This is a genomic window from Knoellia sinensis KCTC 19936, from assembly GCF_000768705.1.
GTDB lineage: Bacteria > Actinomycetota > Actinomycetes > Actinomycetales > Dermatophilaceae > Knoellia > Knoellia sinensis.
In genome coordinates, this window is the sequence record NZ_AVPJ01000002.1 from 125041 (window position 1) to 145514 (window position 20474).

Genomic DNA, 20474 nt, shown 5'->3' on the forward strand with positions numbered 1-20474 from the left:
ATGGCTGCGACTGGCACCTGCATCCGCATTTCGGACGCGCGGCGACAAGGGGTGACACGAACAGTGAGGTCGTCGTGGGAGACAGGCATGCTCCCCGTTCATGACGATGCGCAGGGGAACCGCAATGGCCGCCGCAGTCCTGTCCGCCACACTCGTGGGGGGAGGGCTCGCCCCGACGAGTGCGAGCGCGGCCACGGCTTCAAGCCCAGACTCAACCTGCGCCCCATGGACGAAAGCGCCTGTCGCACAAGGGTTTGGCACTCTGGAGAACCTCGCGTTCGACGGCCGCGGCGGACTACTCCTGAGCGAGACGAATGTCCTCGGCCCGGGTGGTGCCCTGAAACGCCTCACCCCGGACGGCCAACGAGGAACGCTCGTCGCCAACGTCACCGCGCCCGGCGGAATCGTGGTGCACGGCAACACCGTGTCGTTCACGACCGGCAACAGCCCCGCGTCCGGCTTCCTGGGGATCAAGGACGGCACCATCTCGTCGGTCGATCTCGACAGTGGCGCAGTGACCACGGTCGCCACCGGTCTGACGATGCCAAACGGACTCGAGCGGCTTCCCGACGGGACGTTTGTCGCCAGTCGGGATGTCGGCCCGTCCACCACCCTCACTGCCGTGAAGCCGTCTGGTGAGAAGGCGCCGTACGCGCCGAGCGTGACGTCGACCAATGGCCTCGCCTTCGACCCGACGCGGCGGGCGCTCTACGTCGCGTCCACCTTCACACTGGCATCGACCGTGTCCGTCGTCGATGTCGACAACCCCTCCGCGCAGCCCAAGGTCCTGACCATCCCCGGCATCGGACCCCTCAACTCCGCCGATGACCTGACCGTCGGTCCCGACGGCGAGGTCTACGTAGCCCTCAACGTCGCGGGCTCAGTGGTGCGGGTCGACCCCGATAGTGGCGCGACCTGCACGATCGCGAGCGGACTGCCCCTGAGTTCGTCCGTCGCGTTCGGGTCAGGTCCCGGGTGGGACCCGACCGCCCTCTACGTCACGAGCTTCCTCGGCACCGTCACCCGACTGACGGCCTGAGCCCTCCTTCCCGGCCGCAGGCCAGGAGCCTGCTACTCGTCGCCGATGACGGCTTCGAGTTCCGCGGCCATCCTTCGCGCTGCCTCAAGGTCGTCGGGCGAGGCGCTGTCGGAGTGACGTCGCAGGCCGCTCGTGATGGCCCGGAGTGCGGCCCTGTCGTCGAGCTTGAAGTCACGCAGGACTCGAGCGTTGTCTAGCGCCTTGGCCACACCCGTGAGACCCGCGGCTCCGCGGTAGTCGACGGCCTCCTCGACGTCACTCTGGATGAAGATCAGTGAGTTGCCCGAAGGATCGACCAGCGTGAACCGGGATGCCCCCGGTCGATACCGCGTGATTCGCGGACGTCCCTTGGCCAGCACCTTGCCAAAGGCCGTCCGCTTCGAGGCGGACAGAGCGGCGTGAGAGCCCGCGACGTCGTCGACGAGGACGAGGCAGGCGCCGACATCCTCGTTCTCCGGGTCGGCGCCAGACGGGACACGGCTGAAGTGCAGGTCGAAGCCGTGGCCCGTCACCGCGACATAGGGGTAGGGCCTGACCTGCCGGTGCGTCGTGTGGAATCCGAGGGCTTCATAAAACTCGACCGTCTCGTCGACGTCCCGACATCCCAGGATCGGCACCGTCGTCGCCCTCACGGATTCGCCCACCCTGCGATCCTCGCACTGCGAGGCCGGACTCGCACATGGCACGAAGCAGGACTGGGAGGAGCGACCGCAGGCATGCCCGACGTCCGCCCGCAGACCGATGGCCCTCACCCGACTGGCCGGACGTCGTCGCAGTCGTCGACGGCCGCTTGGTGACCATCCCGGCAGGGCACGAGATCCACGCAACTGAGCCGACGGCATACATCGCGGCAGTTCGGGACCACCTGGACACGTGAGTCGGTCGCGAGGGCGACCCGCTCGCTATGCTCTCGACGACAGATCAGGCGCCGAGCGGCGCGGGGCACGGGGGTGACGCGATGAGCGACGAGATGCGCGTCAGGGACATTCCAGCGGTGCTGGTGTCCGCAGGGCGGATCCTCAGGACCTACTGGGCGCCGTTCATCGTCATCGCCTGCCTCGGACTCGCCTTCCGCAGTGCGACCATGTGGCTCGCGGTTCTGGTCAGCGACTACAGCGGCTTTCTCGGGCAGCTCATCCTCGTCCTGGCCCCACTCGGCTTCCTCGGCGCCATGATCGCGATGCTCTTCATGACGCGAGGCTCCCTGCCCAACGTCGCCGAACTCTCCCAGCGGGAGGCTCATCAGGCGCCGACCGAGAGGCGCCCCATGCGACTCGTCGACGTCGCGGTCAGTGTGCTGGTGCCGTTCCTCGCGGTCTACGTGTCCTACGGGTTGCTCAAGGAGGACCTCTTCCGGTTCACCAATGAGGCGGCCTACGCGGAGTTCAACCAGTTCAGCCTCGACGGCGACGTCGACTACGACTTCGCCGGGCGGCTCGCGATCTATGACTGGCAGATCGTCCTGATGATCGTCGCCATTGCCTGGGTGCTGCGATACGCGCTGGGCAAGATCGAGAGCGTCACCAAGTTCCTCGGCCTCGCGTTCCTCGGCGCACTGGTCGAGGTCTACTACACCTCGCAGGTGGCGCAGAAGGTCACCGAGTTCCGTGAGTCGGGGGTGGCGTGGGTCCAGAGCCGCCGTGCCTCGCGGCTCGTTCTCGACCAGTACGACCAGGTCGTCACGACCCTTGGTCCGTTCGCCAACCCCGTGGACACCGCGACCAAGTGGCTCTTCGGTCTGGTGGGTGCCATCGACGCCGTCGTCATCGTCCCTCTGGCGTGGCTGACGGTCGGCGCGGTCGTCCTCGGTCACAAGCTGTCCACCCCCGAACCCCCTGCGGCACAGCCGAATCCGCGATGGGAGCGCGTCCCTGCACCGGTCCGTCGCTACGGCAGCGGCCTTGTCGCCGACGTCCGGGAACGGTGGTCGGCGTTCTGGAACGGTCTGCGGATGATGGCGACGGCCGGGTTGCTGCCAATGCTCACCTTCAGCCTCGCGTTCCTCCTCGTCCTCCGGATCCCGTGGCTGGTCGGTCAAGCATTGCGCGCCGCGATCGGCCCGCTCGAGACCAACACGTGGCTGGCGATCGCCCCCATGGAGAAGGCGATTGGGCTTGCTCTCACGATGGTCCTCGCGGCTGCTCTGCTCGCAGCCGCGATCGACTGGCTGCTCGGCCCGAGGCTCGCGGCGGGGTCAGATCCGACACCCGCCCCCGCTGGCGAACCCGTCAGCTCAACAGCCGGATCCTGACGTAGTCGGGGTTCTCGAACGAGATCCGCACCTCCACGAACCTCGCGTCCGCCGGCACGGCGATCGCGGGCGACGCCGACCACTCGCTCGGCCGTGGCTGTTCCTCCGGGGGGAGGGTTCCACGCGTCTCCGCGTCAACGATGGGCGCGCTGGGGCCGGGGGTCTCCTCGGGCACGCACACGGTGATCTTGGCGCCGAGGTCGTCCTCGACGTGCCCCACGCGGTACTCCCGTCCCTCATCGTCGATGAGCGTCACGGCGCAGTGCTTGAGTACCTGGTCGGGCTCGGCCCGGAAGTCGAGCTTGACGCTGCGCGCGACCATCCCCTCCGGAAGCGTGAACTCACCAGCACGACTCTCGTATGCCGTCTCCGCGCCTCCCAGCCCGGCGAACCTCACGTCGTACTTCCGGGTCAGGTCGCCGTGGGCGTCGGAGGTCTCCTCGGTGACTGACACCCACTCGTTCGCGTCCCCGCTGGCGATCTCGCGGTGCTGACCGGACTGGTACCAGAACACCGGCACTCGGAAGCCATTGGCGAGGAGCATCGTGACGATGGCGACGGGGACGGCGGCGATCCACCAACGGCTCGGACGGTTGTCGTTCGCTGCACTCACTGGCGCGCCTCCTCGGGCGCATCGGGTGCATCAGGTGCATCAGGTGCATCGGGCGCGACCGGGCCGCTCTGCCTGATGTTGACGGCGTCCTTCTGCGCCCAGAGGGCGTCGACCTCTGCAGCCTTGATCCCGAGGTCGATCTGGGCGACGTCGTCGCGTCGGAAGGTCGATTCGTGGGAGTCCCAGGGCCCGCGCGTCGCCATGAGGCGGGCGCCGTCAAGGGCCTGTTTGGGGATGTCGAAGCAGATGCTTGCGTAGTGCCGGACGCCCGTCGCGAGCCGGGCACTCGTGACGCACTCCGGGCCGCGGAGTGAGGCGATCCAGCGGCGGTCCTGCGCGTCGACGAGGAAGAAGCCGGCCATGACCGTGGGCGCCTGCCGAGCCACGATCTCCGTGTCGACGACGAGCCAGCGCCCACCGGCAGCCGACGCCGGGTTGCCCATGATCGTCGGCGTCACGTGGACGCCGGTGACGGTGACGTCCGCGTAGTCGAGGGCGACGGTCTCGTCTACGGCCCCAGTCTGGATGAACGGCTTGTCGGCCGCATCGGTCAGGGGCATGTGGTCGGTGATGAGCCGGCCGAGCCCCATGGCGGCGATGACGAACGCTGCCGTCGCGATCCCTCGCCTCATGACCGGCGCTCCAGGGTGAAGGTGCCCTGCCCCCGGACCTCGTCGCGGCTGACCCAGGCGTTGGGGTCGAGCGTCGCCGAGTCCTGCTCGCGGAACTCCACGAGGTTGCTCTTCACGGTCACCGTGTCGCCCTGCCACGGCCCGGAGGTCGTGAACGTCAGTGCCAGCCGATAGGTCAGTCCCGGGTTGAAGTTGCTCATCGCGGTGGCGTCCTCGACGAAGTACAGACCGGGGTTGTCGTCGACCTTCACGCCGCCACCCGAGACGGCGACGTTGTCCTTCAGGGTCACGGCGTACTCCGGGCGGTCGCCCGTCAGGGTCACGCGCGTGTCGAGCACGATGACGCGTTGCGACGGCTGGGGGGACACGGCGGGCTTGAGGTCGGGCAACTCGACGACCTTGTCGATGATCACCTCGTAGGGGCCCACCATGAGCGGCTTGCCCGGGCTGATGGTCTCTGGCCCGGAAGCAGCCGGTCCGGCCAACCCGCCGAAGGGCGCGCTGGCCAGGAGTGCCGCCACGACACCTCCGCCGACCTTCTGCGACGTGGGGCGACCGCGAACGAAACTGCCCACACGCCGCAGTGCGCCACTCCTCGTGTTGTCCCCCATGGCACGGGATTCTAGGGACAACCTTTCGGCAGGAGTCAGTCCACGTCCGCGATGAGTTCGCGCAGTGCCGCGACGTGTTGCCGCAGCGCCGTGCGGCCCGGGCCGGTCATCGAGATCCACGTCGTGCGCCGTCCGGCGTGAACCCCCTTGCGGCTCTTCACGTAGCCCTCGTCGGCGAGCGCTGTGACGTGCTTGGAGAGGACGGAGTCGCTGACCTCGAGGCCCTCGCGCAGCGTCGCGAACTCCGCCTCGGTCACCGCGGCGAGCATGGTCATCAGCCGGAGGCGGGCCGGCGCGTGGATGGCAGGGTCCAGCGCGCCCATCACTTCCCCAGGAGGAGCAGGACGAGCCCGGCGAGCGCGAGCACGGCGACGGCCGCGATCACCCCCGGGGACTCGGCGCGGGCGTTCGCGGCAGGGTCGCCCTGGTATCGCCGCCACCAGCGCCTCCCGGCCACCGCGTAGCCCAGCCCGCCGGCCAGTGCGACCACGACGACCAGCCACCATCGTTCCGCGAACGCCGCCCACACGGCTGCGCCGAGCGACAGCACGTATGCCGTGGCGCTGGCGTTCGCGGTCCCGAGGACGGCGCGGCTCGCGAGACCCGAGATCCACACACCGTTGCGTGACCGGAACCGGAGCAGTTGCACCACGGCGGTCACGACGAAGACGAGCAGCCCTGCGCCCATGGCGATTCGGGCGCGTGTGCTGTCGACGGCGATGCCGTAGGCGGCGGTGGCGACCTGGAGGGCGATGGCGGCACCGATCGCGGAGTGGAAGAACGACGGGAGGGTGAGTCGTCCTGCCCAACGCGCGGTGGCGTCGTCGGCCGACGCGAGCAAGGAGGCTGCGTCGTCAGCGCCGGAAGGGGGCTCGTTGCTTTCCATGTTGGAAAGTATGCAGTGAACTTTCCGAATTGGCAAGTATGCCGTCCGCTCACCTCGGTGGGAACGGTGGCAGGTCCTTTCGCTCGCCGTGGGTGAACTCCACGACCTGGCCGCCCTCAGGGGCTGTGCCCGGAACCGTGAGCGCGGTCCACCGCACGGCTGCGGCGCCGTCGGTCGTGACATCGCAGCGGGTGCTCGCCCCCGCCATGTGAAACATCGGGACTGGCTGGCAGACGACGTCGTGGATGTGCCCCGGGTCGGACCGGTCGAGCTCGGCGCGCAGCGCCTCCTGCGTCTGCCAGGCGAGTCCACTCATCTGGTGCAGTTGCGGAATGCCCTGTGGTCCGGGGGGTGGCCCGGTGGGCGGGGGAGGGGGTGTCGTTGTGGCCGTGATGGTCGGCGACGGTGTCGGAGTCGGCGTCGGTTCTGGTCGGACCGGTCCCGCCTGCTGGCTGCAGCCTGCCAACAGGCCAATCGATATCGCCCCCACCGCGATCCGCATCGTCCTGGGAAGTTTCCGGTCACCACTCGTGCGCATGGTCGGAGGACCTAACTCGAGGGCGCGACTGGCGGCACGGACGGGGGCCACGGTCGGACATCCGTCCGGTCTCCGACGGTGAACTCGACGTACTGGCGCCCGCTCGGCTCGTCCGGGTGCTCCTGGGTCAGGGCGGTCCACACCACGGGGGTGCCGCCATCGATCGAGACTTCGCACGGCGTGTGGGCGCCCGTCCACCACAGGAACATCACGGGTGTGCAGGTGACCGCGTGGGTGCGCCCCGGCTCGTTCTTGTCGAGTTGTGCTGCGAGGGTCTCGGCGTAGCGCGCGGCGAACCGAACGATCTCATGGCCCATCTTTGCCCCGCGGGGGTCGGGTGGGAGTGCCGGAGCGGTGGGAGGAGGGGCCGGTGGTTCCGGCGCCACCGTGGCCGTGATCGTCGGCGAGGGTCTCGTCGAAGCGGTGGCAGGGGATGCCGCCCCATCGGCTGAAGATGCAACCTGGGTCCCGCATCCCGTCAGTGCGGCCACCGCCAGCGCCGCGACAGCCCATCCCACGATTCCCCTGCGTCCCCTCATGGCTGCAGGGTAGCCAGTCCGCAGGTCGTGTGACCCACTTCCGCGAAGCTGAGTTGCCTTCAGCCGGCCCTCAGGCGCTCGCGCTCGGCGCGAAGTGCTTGGAGGCGCGCCCAGTAGGCGACGCGCTCAGCCTCGGCAGCGGCAGCCTTCGCGTCGCGCACGACCCGCAGGTGGCGGGATCCCGTCTTGTCTGACATGTGACGAACGCTAGGGCCGGGCACTGACAGCGGCCCGAGTGCCAGCCCTTGTCGTGAGTCGGGCGCACTGCCACGATCGATCGCAGGGCCCAGCCCCGGGCCCCTGAGAGCTCGACGGAAGGACGCGACATGTCAGACGACCAGGTGGCCGCCAACCTCAAGGGCATGGATGACCTCGACTTCACGGGGTGGAACAACGCCGATTGGGACGGCGTCTTCGCCCACCACCACACGGACGACGTGCACGTGGACTGGAAGGGTCAGGAGCCCACGGATGGCGTCCAGGCGCACATCGACGCCATGAAGGCCTATGTCGAGTCGGTGGGTGGCACCCCTCCCCAGATCACCTCCCACCCCATCGCCTTCGGATCCGGTGAGTGGACTTGCGCCGTCGGCGAGTTCGAGGACGGCAGTCGCATGGTCACCGTCGCCAAGTGGAAGGACGGCGCCATCGCCGAGGAGTACATCTGGGCCTGACGCCGCCCCCTCACCTCTTCGAGGGGAGCAGCAGCGCCGAGTCGCCGAACTCGTGCCAGAGGTATCCGTGGTCCACGGCGGCGTCGTATGCCGCCTGGGTCAGGTCCGCGCCCGCGATCGACTCCACGAGGAGAAGGTGCGAGGCGTGCGGGTCGTGCCAACCGGTGATGAGTCCGTCGACGACGCGCGCCGGCTCTTCCGGTGAAATGACGCGCTCGGTCCAGCCGTGCGCGGCCTCCACCCGACCGCTCGGAGTCACGGCCGATTCCAGGGCCCGCGTGACCGTCGTCCCCACGGCGATCACGCGGGCCCCGGTCGCTCGTGTGGCGTTGACGAGTCGCGCCGTGGCCTCGGGGACCGCGAACCGCTCGGCCTGCGGAGCCTCTCCGGCCTCCTGCGAGGACACACCGGTGTGCAGGGTGATCGGTGCGACGCCCACGCCGCCGGCAACAAGCCGCGTGATGACCGAGTCGGTGAATGGCCTTCCGGCAGAAGGCATCTCCGCGCTGCCGGGCACGGTGCTGAACACGCTCTGGTAGTCGGAGAGTGGATAGCGACGGTCCAGATAGCCGTACGCGATCGCCCGCCCGTGACGTCCCAAGGCGTCCGACAGATCGCCGTCGGCCCGGGCTCGCCAGAGCCGATCGCCGACGCCGGTCGGTGATGAGTCCGGGCGTGGGTAGGGCCCGAGCAAGGTGAGCGTGACCCGGCCGACCTGGATGCGCTCGCCAACGTCGGCGTCGAGGATGGGTGATGACGCGTCGGGTGCGGTTCGCAGCTCGATCACCCAGGTGCCGTCGTTCAAGGGAGTCGCAGCGTGGACGACGACTGCCCCATGACCCCGACGGTGTCCGTCGATCTGACCGGCGACCGTGGCCGAGTTGTTGATGACCACCAGATCGCCGGGCTCGAGGTGATCTGGCAGGTCCCGGAAGTGCGCATGAACGAGGTCGGTGCCGTTGGCGACGAGCAGACGGACGCCGTCTCGGGCCACGCCACGGGCCTCGGCCGGTGCGGGTGCAGTGGTGTCGTCCGGCGCGCGAAAGCGCGTAGTCGGGGCGCTGGTGAGGACCGGCACGTCAGGCTCCCTGCGTGGCGAGCTGGTCAGCCGCGGGGAAGTCGGCGGCCTTGTAGCGCCCGGACGGCGGCTGCTGGGCGAGTAGGCCGAGGACGTGCGGCACGACAGTCTCCGGAAGCGGCCGGTCGGAGATGTCCTCACCCGGGAAGGCGTCCTGGTGCATCTGGGTACGCATGTCACCGGGGTCGATCGCGTATGCCGTCAGGCCGGCTTCCTCCCCGTAGGTCAGGGTGACGTGGTCCAAGCCTGCCTTGGACGCGCCGTAGAGGCCCCAGCCCACGTAGTGCTCGATCGCGGCATCGGAGGAGATGGACACGAGGACTCCGGCGGACGCCTTGAGTGCGGGCAGCAGACCCGAGGTGAGGACCAGCGGTGCGCCGACGTTCGTCTGCCACACGGTGCGAAGGTCCTCGATGGTCATCGTCTCGAGCGGGCGTAGCGGGGTGGGACCGAGCGTGCTGGCGCTGTGGACGAGGAGGTGGAGCTGCCCAAGTTCGTCGATCGCCTTCTTGAGGAGCTCTCTGTGGTCGGCGTCCGTGACGTCGCCGGGGATGGCGACGACGCCGGGCAGAGCGGCCGTCGCGAGAGTCAACCGGTCGGCGTCGCGACCGTCGGTGATCACGGTCCAGCCCTGGGCGGCCAGAGCCTTGACGAGCTCGAGACCGAGACCGGCGGAACCACCCGTGATGAGGGCAACAGACATGTGAACTCCTTGACGTGGTGAGGTCTTCGGAGTCATGCTGCAACTTCAAGTCAACTTGAAGTCAAGGGGCGAAATGGATTCCCGTGACGTGCTGTCCGTCGGCACCGTCGCTCAGCGCAGTGGCTTCGCCACGTCTGCCCTGCGCTACTACGAGGCGCAGGGCCTCATCGCGTCGGAGCGCACCGGCGGAGGCCAGCGCCGGTATCAACGCAGTGTCCTGAGAAGGCTTGCCTTCATCAGGGCGGCGTCAAACGTCGGACTCTCGCTCGAAGAGATTCGCGACGAGCTGCAGAGGTTGCCGGAGGGTCGCACGCCCACCAGGGCCGATTGGCAACGGATCACCCGCCACTGGCGCGGGCGGCTCGACGAACAGATCGCCGCACTCGAGCGCCTTCGTGACGGGCTCGACTCCTGCATCGGTTGCGGCTGTCTGTCCCTGCAGCGGTGCGGAATCTCGAACCCCGGCGACTGGGCCGCCTCGACCAAGACGGCTCCGGGTGCCGCCTTCCTACCCAGGCTCCTCCGCGAGCAGCACCCTCCGAACTAGACCCGTCGCTGCCCGGTGAGAATCGCACGGGTGACCTCGTGTCCGGCCTCGGCGGCCTGCCGAGCCAGTTCACGCGACAAGACGGCTGTGCTTCCCAGCGCCCGTAGGCGCATGCCGCTGTCAGCGCGCGCTGGCGCGCGTCCTTGCCAACGTGATCCCAGCCGCAAGTGCGAGCCCGACAGTGCCCACGGCTGTGGCCACCGACAGGCGTGTCTGCCTCACCTCCAGCGAGGCCGGGACAGGTTGAAGGGCATCGGCGTAGTCGAACACCCACCCCCAGTTGACCCAATAGGCCAGCCAGCAAGCGGCCACGACGGCAGCGAGTGCAGCGCCTCCCCATGCCGCCCGCCTGGATGGGCGAGCCAACACGAGGGTCGCCATGGCGGTCGGCACGACAAGCAGCGCGCCGACGGGGCCAAGCAGAAAGGATGCTTCGGCCGCAGTCACAGCCTCATGCTAGAGGCGCTGACCCCAGAACTCGCCCGGCAGCGCGCGTTTCGGCCGGCCACGTTGGAGGGGGCAAGGAACAACATCGTGGGCGTGAGAGTTGAGTCGAGTGAACGCAAGTTTGGAAGCGCGAATTTGCCACACGGCATACACCGTCCTAACTTGAGTGCAGGCAACTCAACTCGCTCTACAAAGGAGACCCACCCATGGCCCGTGCAGTCGGTATCGACCTCGGAACCACCAACTCCGCCGTCGCCGTCCTCGAAGGTGGCGAGCCCACGATCATCGCGAACGCCGAGGGCGGTCGCACCACCCCCTCCGTCGTCGCCTTCTCCAAGGGCGGTGAGGTCCTCGTCGGCGAGATCGCGAAGCGTCAGGCCGTGACCAACGCCGACCGCACGCTCCGTTCCGTCAAGCGCCACATGGGCACCGACTGGAGCAGCGAGGACATCGACGGCAAGAAGTACACCGCGCAGGAGATCAGCGCCCGCACGCTCCAGAAGCTCAAGCGCGACGCCGAGTCCTACCTCGGTGAGCCCGTCACCGACGCGGTCATCACCGTCCCCGCCTACTTCGACGACGCCGAGCGTCAGGCCACCAAGGAGGCCGGTGAGATCGCGGGCCTCAACGTCCTTCGCATCGTCAACGAGCCGACCGCGGCGGCCCTCGCCTACGGCCTCGACAAGGGCAAGGAGGACGAGCTCATCCTCGTCTTCGACCTCGGTGGTGGCACCTTCGACGTCTCCCTCCTCGAGGTCGGCAAGGACCCGGAGGACGGCTTCTCCACGATCCAGGTCCGCGCGACCAGTGGTGACAACCAGCTCGGTGGTGACGACTGGGACGACCGCGTCGTCCAGCACCTCCTGACCACGGTCAAGAACAACACCGGCGTCGACCTGTCCAAGGACAAGATCGCCATGCAGCGTCTGCGCGACGCCGCCGAGCAGGCCAAGAAGGAGCTCTCCTCCGCCAGCTCGACGACGATCTCGATGCAGTACCTCTCGATGAGCGAGAACGGCCCCATCCACCTCGACGAGACGCTGACCCGCGCCCAGTTCGAGCAGATGACCAAGGACCTGCTCGACCGCACGAAGCAGCCGTTCCAGAACGTCATCAAGGACGCCGGCATCGCGCTCGGCGACATCGACCACGTCGTCCTCGTCGGTGGCTCGACCCGCATGCCGGCCGTGACCGACCTCGTCAAGGAGCTCACCGGGGGCAAGGAGCCCAACAAGGGCGTCAACCCGGACGAGGTCGTCGCTCTCGGCGCTGCCCTCCAGGCCGGTGTCCTCAAGGGTGAGCGCAAGGACGTCCTCCTCATCGACGTCACGCCGCTCTCGCTCGGCATCGAGACCAAGGGTGGGCTCTTCACCAAGCTCATCGAGCGCAACACGGCCATCCCGACCAAGCGCTCCGAGGTCTTCTCGACCGCTGAGGACAACCAGCCCAGCGTTCTCATCCAGGTCTTCCAGGGTGAGCGCGAGATCGCGCAGCAGAACAAGGCGCTCGGCACCTTCGAACTCTCCGGCATCGCGCCCGCCCCGCGTGGCGTCCCGCAGGTCGAGGTCACGTTCGACATCGACGCCAACGGCATCGTCCACGTGACGGCCAAGGACCGCGGCACCGGCAAGGAGCAGAAGATCACCATCTCGGGCGGCAGCGCGCTGTCCAAGGAGGAGATCGAGCGCATGGTCAAGGACGCCGAGGCCCACGCCGAGGAGGACAAGGCCCGCCGCGAGGAGACCGAGACCCGCAACATGGCCGAGTCGCTCGTCTTCTCGACCGAGAAGTTCCTCGCCGAGTCCGGCGACAAGCTCACGGACGACCAGCGCAGCCCGGTCGACACCGCCCTCGCCGACCTCAAGGACGCGATCAAGCCCGAGTCGACGCTCTCGCGCGACGAGATCCAGGCCAAGATCGACCACCTCAACGAGGAGTCCCAGAAGATGGGCGCCGCGATGTATGCCGCGGCGGCCGAGCAGGGCGAGTCCGGTGACGTTCCCGGCGGCGAGGCTTCGGATGGTGCGGAGCAGGCCGGCGCCCAGGACAACGACGACTCCGACGTGGTTGACGCCGAGGTCGTCGAGGACGACGAGCCCGCCGAGGACAAGAAGTGACCGATTCCCGTATGCCGGGTGAGGAAGAGATCTTCGACGGCGAGATCGTGGACGAGAGTTCCGAGACGGCGGCTGACGCCGCCGAGGGCGAGGACGCGATCAACACCGAGTCGATCAACGACGGTGAGGAGGTGGCTCCGGCGGGCAACGCTGCCGGGGCCACCGCCCCCGCCGCCTCCACAACGTCAGCGGGAACGGCTGCTGGTGCGACCGTTGACGCTGACGTTGCGGGTGAGGGCGGTGCCGAGCACCCGGACACCGCGCTCGCGGCTCAGCGCCTCGACGACCTCCAGCGCCTCAACGCCGAGTACGTCAACTACAAGCGGCGCGTCGACCGGGACCGTGCCGCGGTCCAGGAGCGCGCCGTGCGGGACGTCCTCGAGACGCTCCTGCCCGTGCTCGACGACATCCAGCTGGCGCGTGAGCACGGCGACCTCACGGACGGTCCGTTCGCGGCGATCGCCGACAAGCTCGAGGGCACCCTCGGCAAGTTCGGCCTGGACCGCTTCGGTGCTGTGGGTGAGGTCTTCGATCCGATGCAGCACGAGGCCCTCATGCACGCAGCGTGGGATGCCTCGAACCCCGAACTGCCGTCGGACGCCACGGCGACGACCGTCGTGCAGGTGCTCCAGCCGGGCTACCGCTCCGGCGACCAGGTCCTGCGCCCCGCGCGAGTGGCCGTCGCTGACCGAGAATGATGCAGTGTGAGGGGCCTTTGACCGAGAGGAGGCGCTGATGGCGAGCCAGGACTGGTTCGAGAAGGACTTCTACGCGATCCTCGGCGTCTCCAAGGACGCTGACGCCGCCGCGATCAAGAAGGCCTATCGCAAGCTTGCTCGCACGCATCACCCGGACAAGAACCCGGGTGATGCGGCGGCCGAGCAGAAGTTCAAGGACATCGGCGAGGCCCACGCTGTGCTGTCGGACAGCAAGCAGCGTGAGGAGTACGACGCGGTGCGCCAGATGGCGCGCGGCGGCGCCCGCTTCACGGCAGGCGGCCCTGGCGGCAACGGCGGCTTCGACGACATCTTCAGCCACTTCGGTGGTGGCGGCGGTGGGTCGCGCGTGCGTTTCGACACCGGCGGTGGCTATCCCGGTGGCGGCGACGACATCAACGACCTGCTGTCGCAGATGTTCGGTGGTGCGGCTGGCGGCGCTGCTCGTGGCGCGCCAGCGGGGTATGCCGGCTACGGCGCTCCGCGCGGCCCGCGCAAGGGCGCAGACGTCCAGGCGTCGACGACCCTGCCCTTCCGCGACGCCGTCGAGGGCTCGACCGTCACCCTGCGGACCGCGGAGGGCCGCACGATCACCGCGCGCATCCCCGCCGGTGTCAAGGACGGTCAGAAGATTCGCCTGCGTGGCAAGGGTCAACCGGGTGAGCCCGGGGCTGCCGCCGGCGACCTCATGTTGACCGTCTCGGTGCAGAAGCACCCGGTCTTCGGCCGCGACGGTGACAACCTCACGATCGACCTGCCGGTGACGTTCGCCGAGGCGGCTCTCGGCGCCACGGTTTCGGTGCCCACCCTGGACGGCGCCCACGTCAAGGTGCGCATCGCGCCGGGCACCCCATCGGGTCGTGTCCTGCGTGTCAAGGGTCGTGGTGTCACTGGTGCGTCCAAGACCGGAGACCTCCTGGCCAAGGTGCAGGTCGTCGTGCCGGAAGCGTTGTCGGACAAGGCCCGTGAGGCCATCGAGGTCCTACAGGCCGAGGCCGCCGATGTTGATCCACGTGCTTCCCTGACTGAGCAGGCCAAGGTCTGACATGGCCACCCGTGCGAGTGCGCCGCGGCCGGATGACGAGGCTCCCGTCTTCGTCATCTCGGTCGCGGCCGAGCTCGCGGGGATGCATGCGCAGACGCTGCGCCAGTACGACCGGCTGGGGCTCGTCACGCCGTCTCGCACCCGCGGTGGCGGGCGCCGCTATTCCGCGCGCGACGTAGAGCTCCTTCGTGAGGTGCAGCGACTCTCGCAGGAGGAGGGCGTCAGTCTCTCCGGCATCGCGCGCATCCTCGAACTCGAGAACCACGTCGAGGCACTCCGGTCCCGAGTCGCCGAGCTGACTCGCGAGGTGGAGCGCCTCGAGGTCGCACGGTCGGGCGGTTCGCGGGTCTTCTCGGTGGGTCCCGGAGGCGAGATCCTCGCGAGCCGGCTGGGGGAGCGCCCACGCCGCCGCCCCGGTGCGGCATCGGGTGTTGCGTCTGCCTCGCAGGCCCTCGTCCTCTGGCGCCCGTAACTCCCGACTTTGTGCCCGATTGGGACAGGCTGAGGAGGCCTTCGGCCGACCGAGCCTGTCCCAATCGGGCACAAAGTCGCATGGGGCCTGTCCACGACGTGGGCGGTGCGTCCGCTCCTCGGACTTCGGTCTAGCGTGATTGGGGAACACCCATACGCCATCGGGAGGATGCCCATGTCCGCGCCGACCGCCCAGTTGCAGGCCATCCATGAACTCGTCCTGCGTCGGAACCCCGGCGAGACCGAGTTCCACCAAGCGGTCCAAGAGGTGCTGGACAGTCTCGGTCCGGTGATGGCCAAGCACCCGGAGTACGGCGAGGCCCGGGTCATCGAGCGCATCTGTGAGCCTGAGCGCCAGGTCATCTTCCGCGTGCCGTGGACCGACGACAAGGGCCGCGTCGAGATCCACCGAGGCTTCCGCGTCGAGTTCAACTCCGCACTCGGGCCCTACAAGGGAGGCCTGCGCTTCCACCCCAGCGTCTATCTGGGCATCGTCAAGTTCCTCGGCTTCGAACAGATCTTCAAGAACGCCCTGACCGGACTTCCGATCGGTGGCGGCAAGGGCGGCTCCGACTTCGACCCCAAGGGTCGCTCCGACGGCGAGGTCATGCGCTTCTGCCAGTCCTTCATGACCGAGCTCTACCGCCACATCGGCGAATACACCGACGTTCCGGCCGGTGACATCGGCGTGGGTGGACGCGAGATCGGCTACCTGTTCGGGCAGTACAAGCGCATCACCAACCGCTACGAGTCGGCGGTCCTCACCGGCAAGGGCTTGGGTTGGGGCGGCTCCGCGGTCCGCAAGGAAGCCACCGGCTACGGCACGGTCTTCTTCACCGACGAGATGCTCCGGGCGCGTGGACACTCCCTCGACGGTCGCACGGTCGTCGTGTCCGGGTCTGGCAACGTGGCCATCCACGCCGTCGAGAAGGCCCAGCACCTGGGAGCGACGGTCGTGGCCGTCTCCGACTCGGGCGGCTATGTCGTCGACGAGACCGGCATCGACCTCGACCTGCTCAAGGACGTCAAGGAGGTCCGTCGCGGGCGGATGAGCGACTATGCCGAGGAGCGGGGCGACCGCTCCAGGTTCGTCGCGGGCGGGTCCATCTGGGACGTGCCGTGCGACGTGGCCCTGCCGTGCGCGACGCAGAACGAGCTCGACGAGCAGGGCGCGAAGGCCTTGGTGGACAACGGGTGCATCGCCGTCGCGGAGGGGGCCAACATGCCCGCCACCCCAGACGCGGTGCGGTTGCTCACCGACGCCGGCGTGCTCTTCGGCCCGGGCAAGGCCGCCAACGCCGGTGGCGTCGCGACGAGCGCGCTGGAGATGCAGCAGAACGCCTCACGCGACTCGTGGAGCCACGACTTCACCGAGGAACGGCTCGCCCAGATCATGCGTGGCATCCACGAGCGCACCGCTGCCGCAGCCGACGAGTACGGCTCGCCCGGCAACTACGTCGTCGGCGCCAACACGTCGGCGTTCATCCAGGTCGCCGACGCGATGCTGGCCCACGGCGTGATCTGACCGCAGTGCTGCGGCGGGTACTCCGCCCTCGGAGGTGGACGGACGGCATACTCGGATCTCATGAGTGAGCACCTGATGCTCTTCCCTGAGCGCGAGACGGCTGAGGAGATCGCCGACGAGCTCGCGGAGGAGGGCTTCACCGAAGTCCGGGTCACGCGCGTCGCCCACGCCGGTGAGGACGACGCCGAGGACCACGAGTGGGCGGTGCATGTCCGTGAGGCCACGGTGACCGACGAATCGGGGGCGGTTGCCGGTGGGCTGCGCGACCGCTTCCGAGCCCTGGCCGAGGACAACGATGGCTGGTACGACCCGGAACCAACCGCACGCTGACCCTCGCACGTATTTCGGATGAGTGCCCGAACTCCTCTCTGACGTCGAGACTTCCTCGGCCCTCACGACAGGAGCAGCCATGTCCGAGCCCATCGCCTATCAAGATCTCGCCAGCAAGGTCGGGCAGCGCGAGGCCCAAGCCGAGATGCCCGACACCGCGATCCGCGAGACGCTCTTCCTCACTGGGCGTGAGCCGATCCCCGAGATCGCCGACGTCAGCGAGGTCCAGCCCACCCACAAGGGACCAGAGGGCGTGCGGACCTTCCGGGTCGACCTCGACGTGCCACGCACAGCGATCGGCGTCCACACCTTCCCACCCGGAGTCGAAGGCACCAAGCTCTCCGCGCGCCGCACCCTGCTTGTGGAGGAGGAGTATCCACAGCACGTCGAGGGCTTCCTGCCCGACCACTTGGCACTCAAGGTCCAGCCAGGCAAGCTGGACCGGCAACTGCGCCGCCGCCTGAAGCGGACCAAGGTCGACGCGGACGATCCCGAGGTGAAGTGGGCGACCACGATCTTCCCGCCCGAGGACCGCTACGCCTTCAACGACACCTCGTTCCCATGGTGCACGACCGGCCGGGTCGAGACCTCCAACGGTGGCTGGGCGTCGGGCTCGATGGTCGGGCCGCGTCACCTGCTCACCTGCAGCCACGCCATCGGGTGGATCACCAACCCCGATCCGTATGTCGCTGGCTGGATCAACTTCACCCCCAGCTACTTCGACGGCAGCGCGCCGTTCGGCAAGGCCTGGGGAACCCACATCTATTGGCAGGAGCAGGTTTTCGGACCGTTCATCGAGGGCACTGAGGAACGCCACGACTACGTCGTCGTCGTGCTCGATCGGCGGATCGGTGACCTGACCGGCTGGATGGGATCCAAGAGCTACACGGACACCTGGGACGGTGGAACCTATTGGAGCCACATCGGCTACCCGGAGGACGTGGCGGGCGGGACCCGACCGATCTTCGTCGGCGATTTCGCGCTCGATGGTCATGACACTCAGAACGACTCGGCCCAGGCGCTCCTTCACACGGCCGACGTCATCCCCGGACAGTCCGGCGGACCGATGTTCGGATGGTGGGAAGGTGAGCCCTGGCCACGCGTCGTCGCCGATCAGAGTTGGCAGAACGAGTCCTCCAACGGTGCCAGTGGCGGCTCCAAGATGGTCGACCTCATCATCAGGGCGCGCAACGAGCACCCGTGACGCGGTTGCTCCGGGCGCCGAGTCGGTAGGTTCATCGTCATGGACGACGCGCCGAACGACCAGCCCGCACGACACGTGATCGTCATGGGGGTGTCCGGGTCCGGCAAGTCGACGGTCGCCGAGGGCATCGCGAAACGGACGGGCTGGACCTTCGCAGAGGCGGACGAGTTCCATCCCAAGGCCAACATCGCCAAAATGGAGGCCGGGACGCCGCTCACCGACGAGGACCGCTGGCCCTGGCTCGAGGCACTCAACGAGTGGATGGTGGAGCGAGCCGCGGATGGCGAGTCGACGGTCATCACGTGCTCCGCGCTACGCCGCATCTATCGCGACCGGCTTCGTCAGGGCTTGGAATCCCTCGACTTCATCCACCTGCATGGGCCGGCGGAGGTCATCGCGGAACGGATGAAGGGGCGCAAGGGACACTTCATGCCGCCCGCGTTGCTCCAGTCCCAGATCGACACGCTCGAGGCGCTCGAGCCCGACGAGTCCGGGGTCGTCCTCGACCTCACGCACTCACCCGAACAACTCGTCGACGAGGCTGTCGTCTGGCTCGAGGGTGCAGACCGTGGAGGTGCGGGCGAGGGCTGAGGGGGGTGGACGGCATACGAGAAGTTCGTTCGTTGGTCACGTCCCGGCATACGCCACGCCCGACGCCCCCACGGGCAAGGTGGTCCTGCCGCAGCTGACGCAGTTCGAACTGCAGGCCCACCGGGGAGGCCTCGGCCTCACGACCGAGAGCACTCCGAGGCGTTCCCCCAGGCGCTGGAACCCCCACGCAGAGACTGGGGACGTACGACTGCCGACGCACATGGATTGCGAAGTGATGAGCGACTACTGGTCTCTGGATATCCCCGGGCTGGAGTACGACCAAGCCATCCGGCTCCGTGACGCGCTGCAGAGTGAGGTTCCCGCTGGCGTTGTCCTGGTGGATCCGGCCATCTTCATGGTTCGAGGTTTCGACCTCCCCGCGGTGGCACTGTTGAGCAAGTGCCTCGAGGCCGGCTTGGCGACCCTGAAGCTGTCTGACTTGGACCGAGCAGGCGCGCAGAGCATGCTCGAGGATTGCGAGGACTGGCTGGGCGGGGGGGCTCAACATGACGTCTTCACTGTCGCCGACGCGACCTGCTCAAGGTAGCGTTTAGGAGCTGCTATTGGTAGCGTAGAACAGTTGCTATTGGTAGTGTAGTGACATGGCATATCTCGCCAGAACTGTCGACGCGGAACTCGATGACCTGCTTGCGATCGCGCCTGCCATCGCTCTGGACGGCGCCAAAGGGGTTGGCAAGACGGCCACCGCGAGGCGTCGCGCCGATCATTCGTGGCTGCTGGACGACCCGGCGCAACGGGCATTGCTCGAGGCTGATCCGTCGTTCCGCGCTGCGCCTCCGGGCACGTTGCTCCTCGACGAGTGGCAGCGCCTCCCGGAGGTCTGGGACTCCGTTCGTCGCCGCGTCGACGACGGAGTCACGCCAGGCCGATTTCTGCTGACCGGCAGTGCGACACCAGCCAAGGGCATCGACACGCACAGCGGGGCCGGGCGCATCCTGTCGCTGCGCATGAGGCCGATGGCACTTCACGAACGAGGCATCGTGGCCCCGACGGTGAGCATCGGCCGTCTCCTGCGCGGCGAGCACGCAACCGTTTCGGGTCGCACCGACCTGACCGTTGTCGCCTACTTCGACGCGATCGAGTCCAGTGGCTTCCCCGGCATCCATCGCCAGCCCCGACGCCTGACCCGCGGACTGCTCGAGGTCTACCTTCAGCGCGTCATCGATCGGGACCTCCCGGACGTTGGCTTTGCCGTGCGTCGACCCGAGACGCTGCGCAGGTGGCTCACGGCCTACGCAGCGTCGTCGTCGACCTCCGCGTCCTACACGAGGATCCTCGATGCGACGACCGTCGGGGATGGCTCCCAGCCCGCCAAGACGACCACGATCGCCTACCGCGACCACCTCACGCAGTTGTGGCTCCTCGATCCGGTTCCGGGATGGAGCCCCGCGCGCAACCCACTTGCCCGCCTTCAGCAGGCACCCAAGCACCAACTCGCCGACCCCGCGCTGGCCGCGCGCCTGCTCAACCTCTCGGCGCGCACGCTCGCGTCTGGGCCTGGCGCCCCCATGGCCGGCCCACTGTTCGAGTCATTGGCCACGCTGACGGTGCGCGTCGCCGCGCAGGCTGCGGAGGCTCGGGTTGGACACCTCCGCACGCGCAATGGTGATCACGAGGTGGACCTTGTCGTCGAAGGTCCCGAAGGGCAAGTCCTCGGTGTGGAGGTCAAGCTCGCAGCGAACGCCACCGACGCCGATGGGCGACACCTTCGGTGGCTGCGCGAGCAGCTGGGGGGCGACGTCGTCGACCTCATGATCATCACGACGGGCACCACGGCCTACCGTCGGCCGGACGGAATCGCCGTCGTCCCTCTGGGTCTCCTGGGCGCCTGACGCTGTGGCTGGACACGGATTGGGCGTCAGCTGTTGTTCGCTCACTGGTCCGCCACGCGTCAAC

Annotated in this window: 26 protein-coding genes; 14 read left to right on the forward strand and 12 right to left on the reverse strand. The window is 68.2% G+C overall.

Annotation, left to right across the window (positions count from 1 at the left end; all coding sequences use genetic code 11):
• Window positions 1-100 precede the first annotated feature (100 nt).
• Window positions 101-1039 (forward strand): SMP-30/gluconolactonase/LRE family protein, encoded by a 939-nt coding sequence (locus N802_RS03310; RefSeq protein WP_211254334.1) that lies wholly within the window; start codon window positions 101-103, stop codon window positions 1037-1039.
• A 32-nt stretch (window positions 1040-1071) separates the two neighbouring features.
• Here N802_RS03310 and N802_RS03315 read toward each other — a convergent pair whose 3' ends face one another.
• On the reverse strand, window positions 1072-1683 hold the full coding sequence (locus tag N802_RS03315) for a VOC family protein (protein ID WP_052109378.1): 612 nt from the start codon (window positions 1681-1683) through the stop codon (window positions 1072-1074).
• Between the two features lie 314 nt (window positions 1684-1997).
• Between N802_RS03315 and N802_RS03320 the strand changes: the two genes are divergently transcribed.
• The gene (locus N802_RS03320; RefSeq protein ID WP_156971258.1) at window positions 1998-3290 is read left to right on the forward strand and encodes a hypothetical protein; all 1293 of its coding nucleotides are present in this window, start codon (window positions 1998-2000) and stop codon (window positions 3288-3290) included.
• Here N802_RS03320 and N802_RS03325 read toward each other — a convergent pair.
• The 8 genes from N802_RS03325 to N802_RS20135 all read right to left on the reverse strand — a co-directional run bounded on the left by N802_RS03325 (window position 3268) and on the right by N802_RS20135 (window position 7306).
• On the reverse strand, window positions 3268-3903 hold the full coding sequence (locus N802_RS03325; RefSeq protein WP_035912218.1) for a hypothetical protein: 636 nt from the start codon (window positions 3901-3903) through the stop codon (window positions 3268-3270). The genes N802_RS03320 and N802_RS03325 overlap by 23 nt on opposite strands.
• Window positions 3900-4535 carry a hypothetical protein gene (locus tag N802_RS03330; protein ID WP_035912220.1) on the reverse strand — a complete coding sequence of 212 codons (636 nt, stop codon included), beginning with the start codon at window positions 4533-4535 and terminating at the stop codon, window positions 3900-3902. Before N802_RS03330 ends, N802_RS03325 begins: the two co-directional genes overlap by 4 nt.
• The gene (locus tag N802_RS03335; RefSeq protein ID WP_156971259.1) at window positions 4532-5146 is read right to left on the reverse strand and encodes a hypothetical protein; all 615 of its coding nucleotides are present in this window, start codon (window positions 5144-5146) and stop codon (window positions 4532-4534) included. The genes N802_RS03330 and N802_RS03335 overlap by 4 nt, the downstream gene beginning before the upstream one ends.
• 35 nt (window positions 5147-5181) lie before the next feature.
• Window positions 5182-5421 (reverse strand): transcriptional regulator, encoded by a 240-nt coding sequence (locus N802_RS03340; RefSeq protein WP_245613813.1) that lies wholly within the window; start codon window positions 5419-5421, stop codon window positions 5182-5184.
• 47 nt (window positions 5422-5468) lie between these two features.
• A complete protein-coding gene (locus N802_RS03345) occupies window positions 5469-6032 on the reverse strand; it encodes a hypothetical protein (RefSeq protein WP_035912226.1) in 564 nt (187 codons plus the stop codon).
• Between the two features lie 49 nt (window positions 6033-6081).
• On the reverse strand, window positions 6082-6348 hold the full coding sequence (locus N802_RS03350; RefSeq protein ID WP_035912230.1) for a hypothetical protein: 267 nt from the start codon (window positions 6346-6348) through the stop codon (window positions 6082-6084).
• Window positions 6349-6581: 233 nt separating this feature from the next.
• Window positions 6582-7109 carry a hypothetical protein gene (locus N802_RS20130; protein WP_156971260.1) on the reverse strand — a complete coding sequence of 176 codons (528 nt, stop codon included), beginning with the start codon at window positions 7107-7109 and terminating at the stop codon, window positions 6582-6584.
• A gap of 59 nt (window positions 7110-7168) precedes the next feature.
• Window positions 7169-7306 carry a hypothetical protein gene (locus N802_RS20135; RefSeq protein ID WP_156971261.1) on the reverse strand — a complete coding sequence of 46 codons (138 nt, stop codon included), beginning with the start codon at window positions 7304-7306 and terminating at the stop codon, window positions 7169-7171.
• Between the two features lie 129 nt (window positions 7307-7435).
• On the opposite strand from N802_RS20135, the gene N802_RS03360 reads away from it, so the two are divergent.
• Window positions 7436-7783 (forward strand): nuclear transport factor 2 family protein, encoded by a 348-nt coding sequence (locus tag N802_RS03360; RefSeq protein ID WP_035912237.1) that lies wholly within the window; start codon window positions 7436-7438, stop codon window positions 7781-7783.
• 10 nt (window positions 7784-7793) lie between these two features.
• Here N802_RS03360 and N802_RS03365 read toward each other — a convergent pair whose 3' ends face one another.
• Together N802_RS03365 and N802_RS03370 are read right to left on the reverse strand one after the other, a co-directional pair.
• The gene (locus N802_RS03365; protein ID WP_035912240.1) at window positions 7794-8861 is read right to left on the reverse strand and encodes an S-adenosylmethionine:tRNA ribosyltransferase-isomerase; all 1068 of its coding nucleotides are present in this window, start codon (window positions 8859-8861) and stop codon (window positions 7794-7796) included.
• A 1-nt stretch (window position 8862) separates the two neighbouring features.
• Entirely contained in the window at window positions 8863-9564 is a 702-nt protein-coding gene (locus tag N802_RS03370; RefSeq protein WP_035912242.1) for an SDR family NAD(P)-dependent oxidoreductase, read from the reverse strand.
• Window positions 9565-9637: 73 nt separating this feature from the next.
• On the opposite strand from N802_RS03370, the gene soxR reads away from it, so the two are divergent.
• Complete coding sequence (gene soxR / locus N802_RS03375) at window positions 9638-10111, forward strand: redox-sensitive transcriptional activator SoxR (RefSeq protein ID WP_035912244.1); 474 nt, start codon at window positions 9638-9640, stop codon at window positions 10109-10111.
• Between the two features lie 120 nt (window positions 10112-10231).
• Here the strand turns inward: soxR and N802_RS03380 are convergent, their stop codons facing one another.
• Window positions 10232-10558: a hypothetical protein gene (locus N802_RS03380; protein WP_035912247.1), complete on the reverse strand. Its 327-nt coding sequence runs from the start codon at window positions 10556-10558 to the stop codon at window positions 10232-10234.
• A 206-nt stretch (window positions 10559-10764) separates the two neighbouring features.
• On the opposite strand from N802_RS03380, the gene dnaK reads away from it, so the two are divergent.
• The 10 genes from dnaK to N802_RS03430 all read left to right on the forward strand — a co-directional run bounded on the left by dnaK (window position 10765) and on the right by N802_RS03430 (window position 20410).
• Window positions 10765-12675 carry a molecular chaperone DnaK gene (gene dnaK / locus N802_RS03385; protein ID WP_035912249.1) on the forward strand — a complete coding sequence of 637 codons (1911 nt, stop codon included), beginning with the start codon at window positions 10765-10767 and terminating at the stop codon, window positions 12673-12675.
• Window positions 12672-13373, forward strand: a complete 702-nt coding sequence (gene grpE, locus N802_RS03390; RefSeq protein ID WP_245613815.1) for a nucleotide exchange factor GrpE — start codon at window positions 12672-12674, stop codon at window positions 13371-13373. The genes dnaK and grpE overlap by 4 nt, the downstream gene beginning before the upstream one ends.
• Window positions 13374-13410: 37 nt before the next feature.
• Window positions 13411-14436, forward strand: a complete 1026-nt coding sequence (locus tag N802_RS03395) for a DnaJ C-terminal domain-containing protein (protein ID WP_035912252.1) — start codon at window positions 13411-13413, stop codon at window positions 14434-14436.
• Window position 14437: 1 nt separating this feature from the next.
• Window positions 14438-14908, forward strand: a complete 471-nt coding sequence (locus N802_RS03400; protein ID WP_035912255.1) for a heat shock protein transcriptional repressor HspR — start codon at window positions 14438-14440, stop codon at window positions 14906-14908.
• Window positions 14909-15082: 174 nt separating this feature from the next.
• Entirely contained in the window at window positions 15083-16432 is a 1350-nt protein-coding gene (gene gdhA, locus N802_RS03405) for an NADP-specific glutamate dehydrogenase (RefSeq protein WP_035912256.1), read from the forward strand.
• Window positions 16433-16492: 60 nt separating this feature from the next.
• Window positions 16493-16762, forward strand: a complete 270-nt coding sequence (locus tag N802_RS03410) for a hypothetical protein (protein WP_035912258.1) — start codon at window positions 16493-16495, stop codon at window positions 16760-16762.
• Window positions 16763-16841: 79 nt separating this feature from the next.
• On the forward strand, window positions 16842-17966 hold the full coding sequence (locus N802_RS03415; protein WP_035912261.1) for a trypsin-like serine peptidase: 1125 nt from the start codon (window positions 16842-16844) through the stop codon (window positions 17964-17966).
• Between the two features lie 39 nt (window positions 17967-18005).
• On the forward strand, window positions 18006-18557 hold the full coding sequence (locus tag N802_RS03420; protein ID WP_035912265.1) for a gluconokinase: 552 nt from the start codon (window positions 18006-18008) through the stop codon (window positions 18555-18557).
• 235 nt (window positions 18558-18792) lie between these two features.
• Window positions 18793-19104 (forward strand): hypothetical protein, encoded by a 312-nt coding sequence (locus N802_RS20140; protein ID WP_156971262.1) that lies wholly within the window; start codon window positions 18793-18795, stop codon window positions 19102-19104.
• Window positions 19105-19159: 55 nt separating this feature from the next.
• The gene (locus tag N802_RS03430) at window positions 19160-20410 is read left to right on the forward strand and encodes an ATP-binding protein (RefSeq protein ID WP_035912269.1); all 1251 of its coding nucleotides are present in this window, start codon (window positions 19160-19162) and stop codon (window positions 20408-20410) included.
• The last annotated feature ends 64 nt before the right edge of the window (window positions 20411-20474 follow it).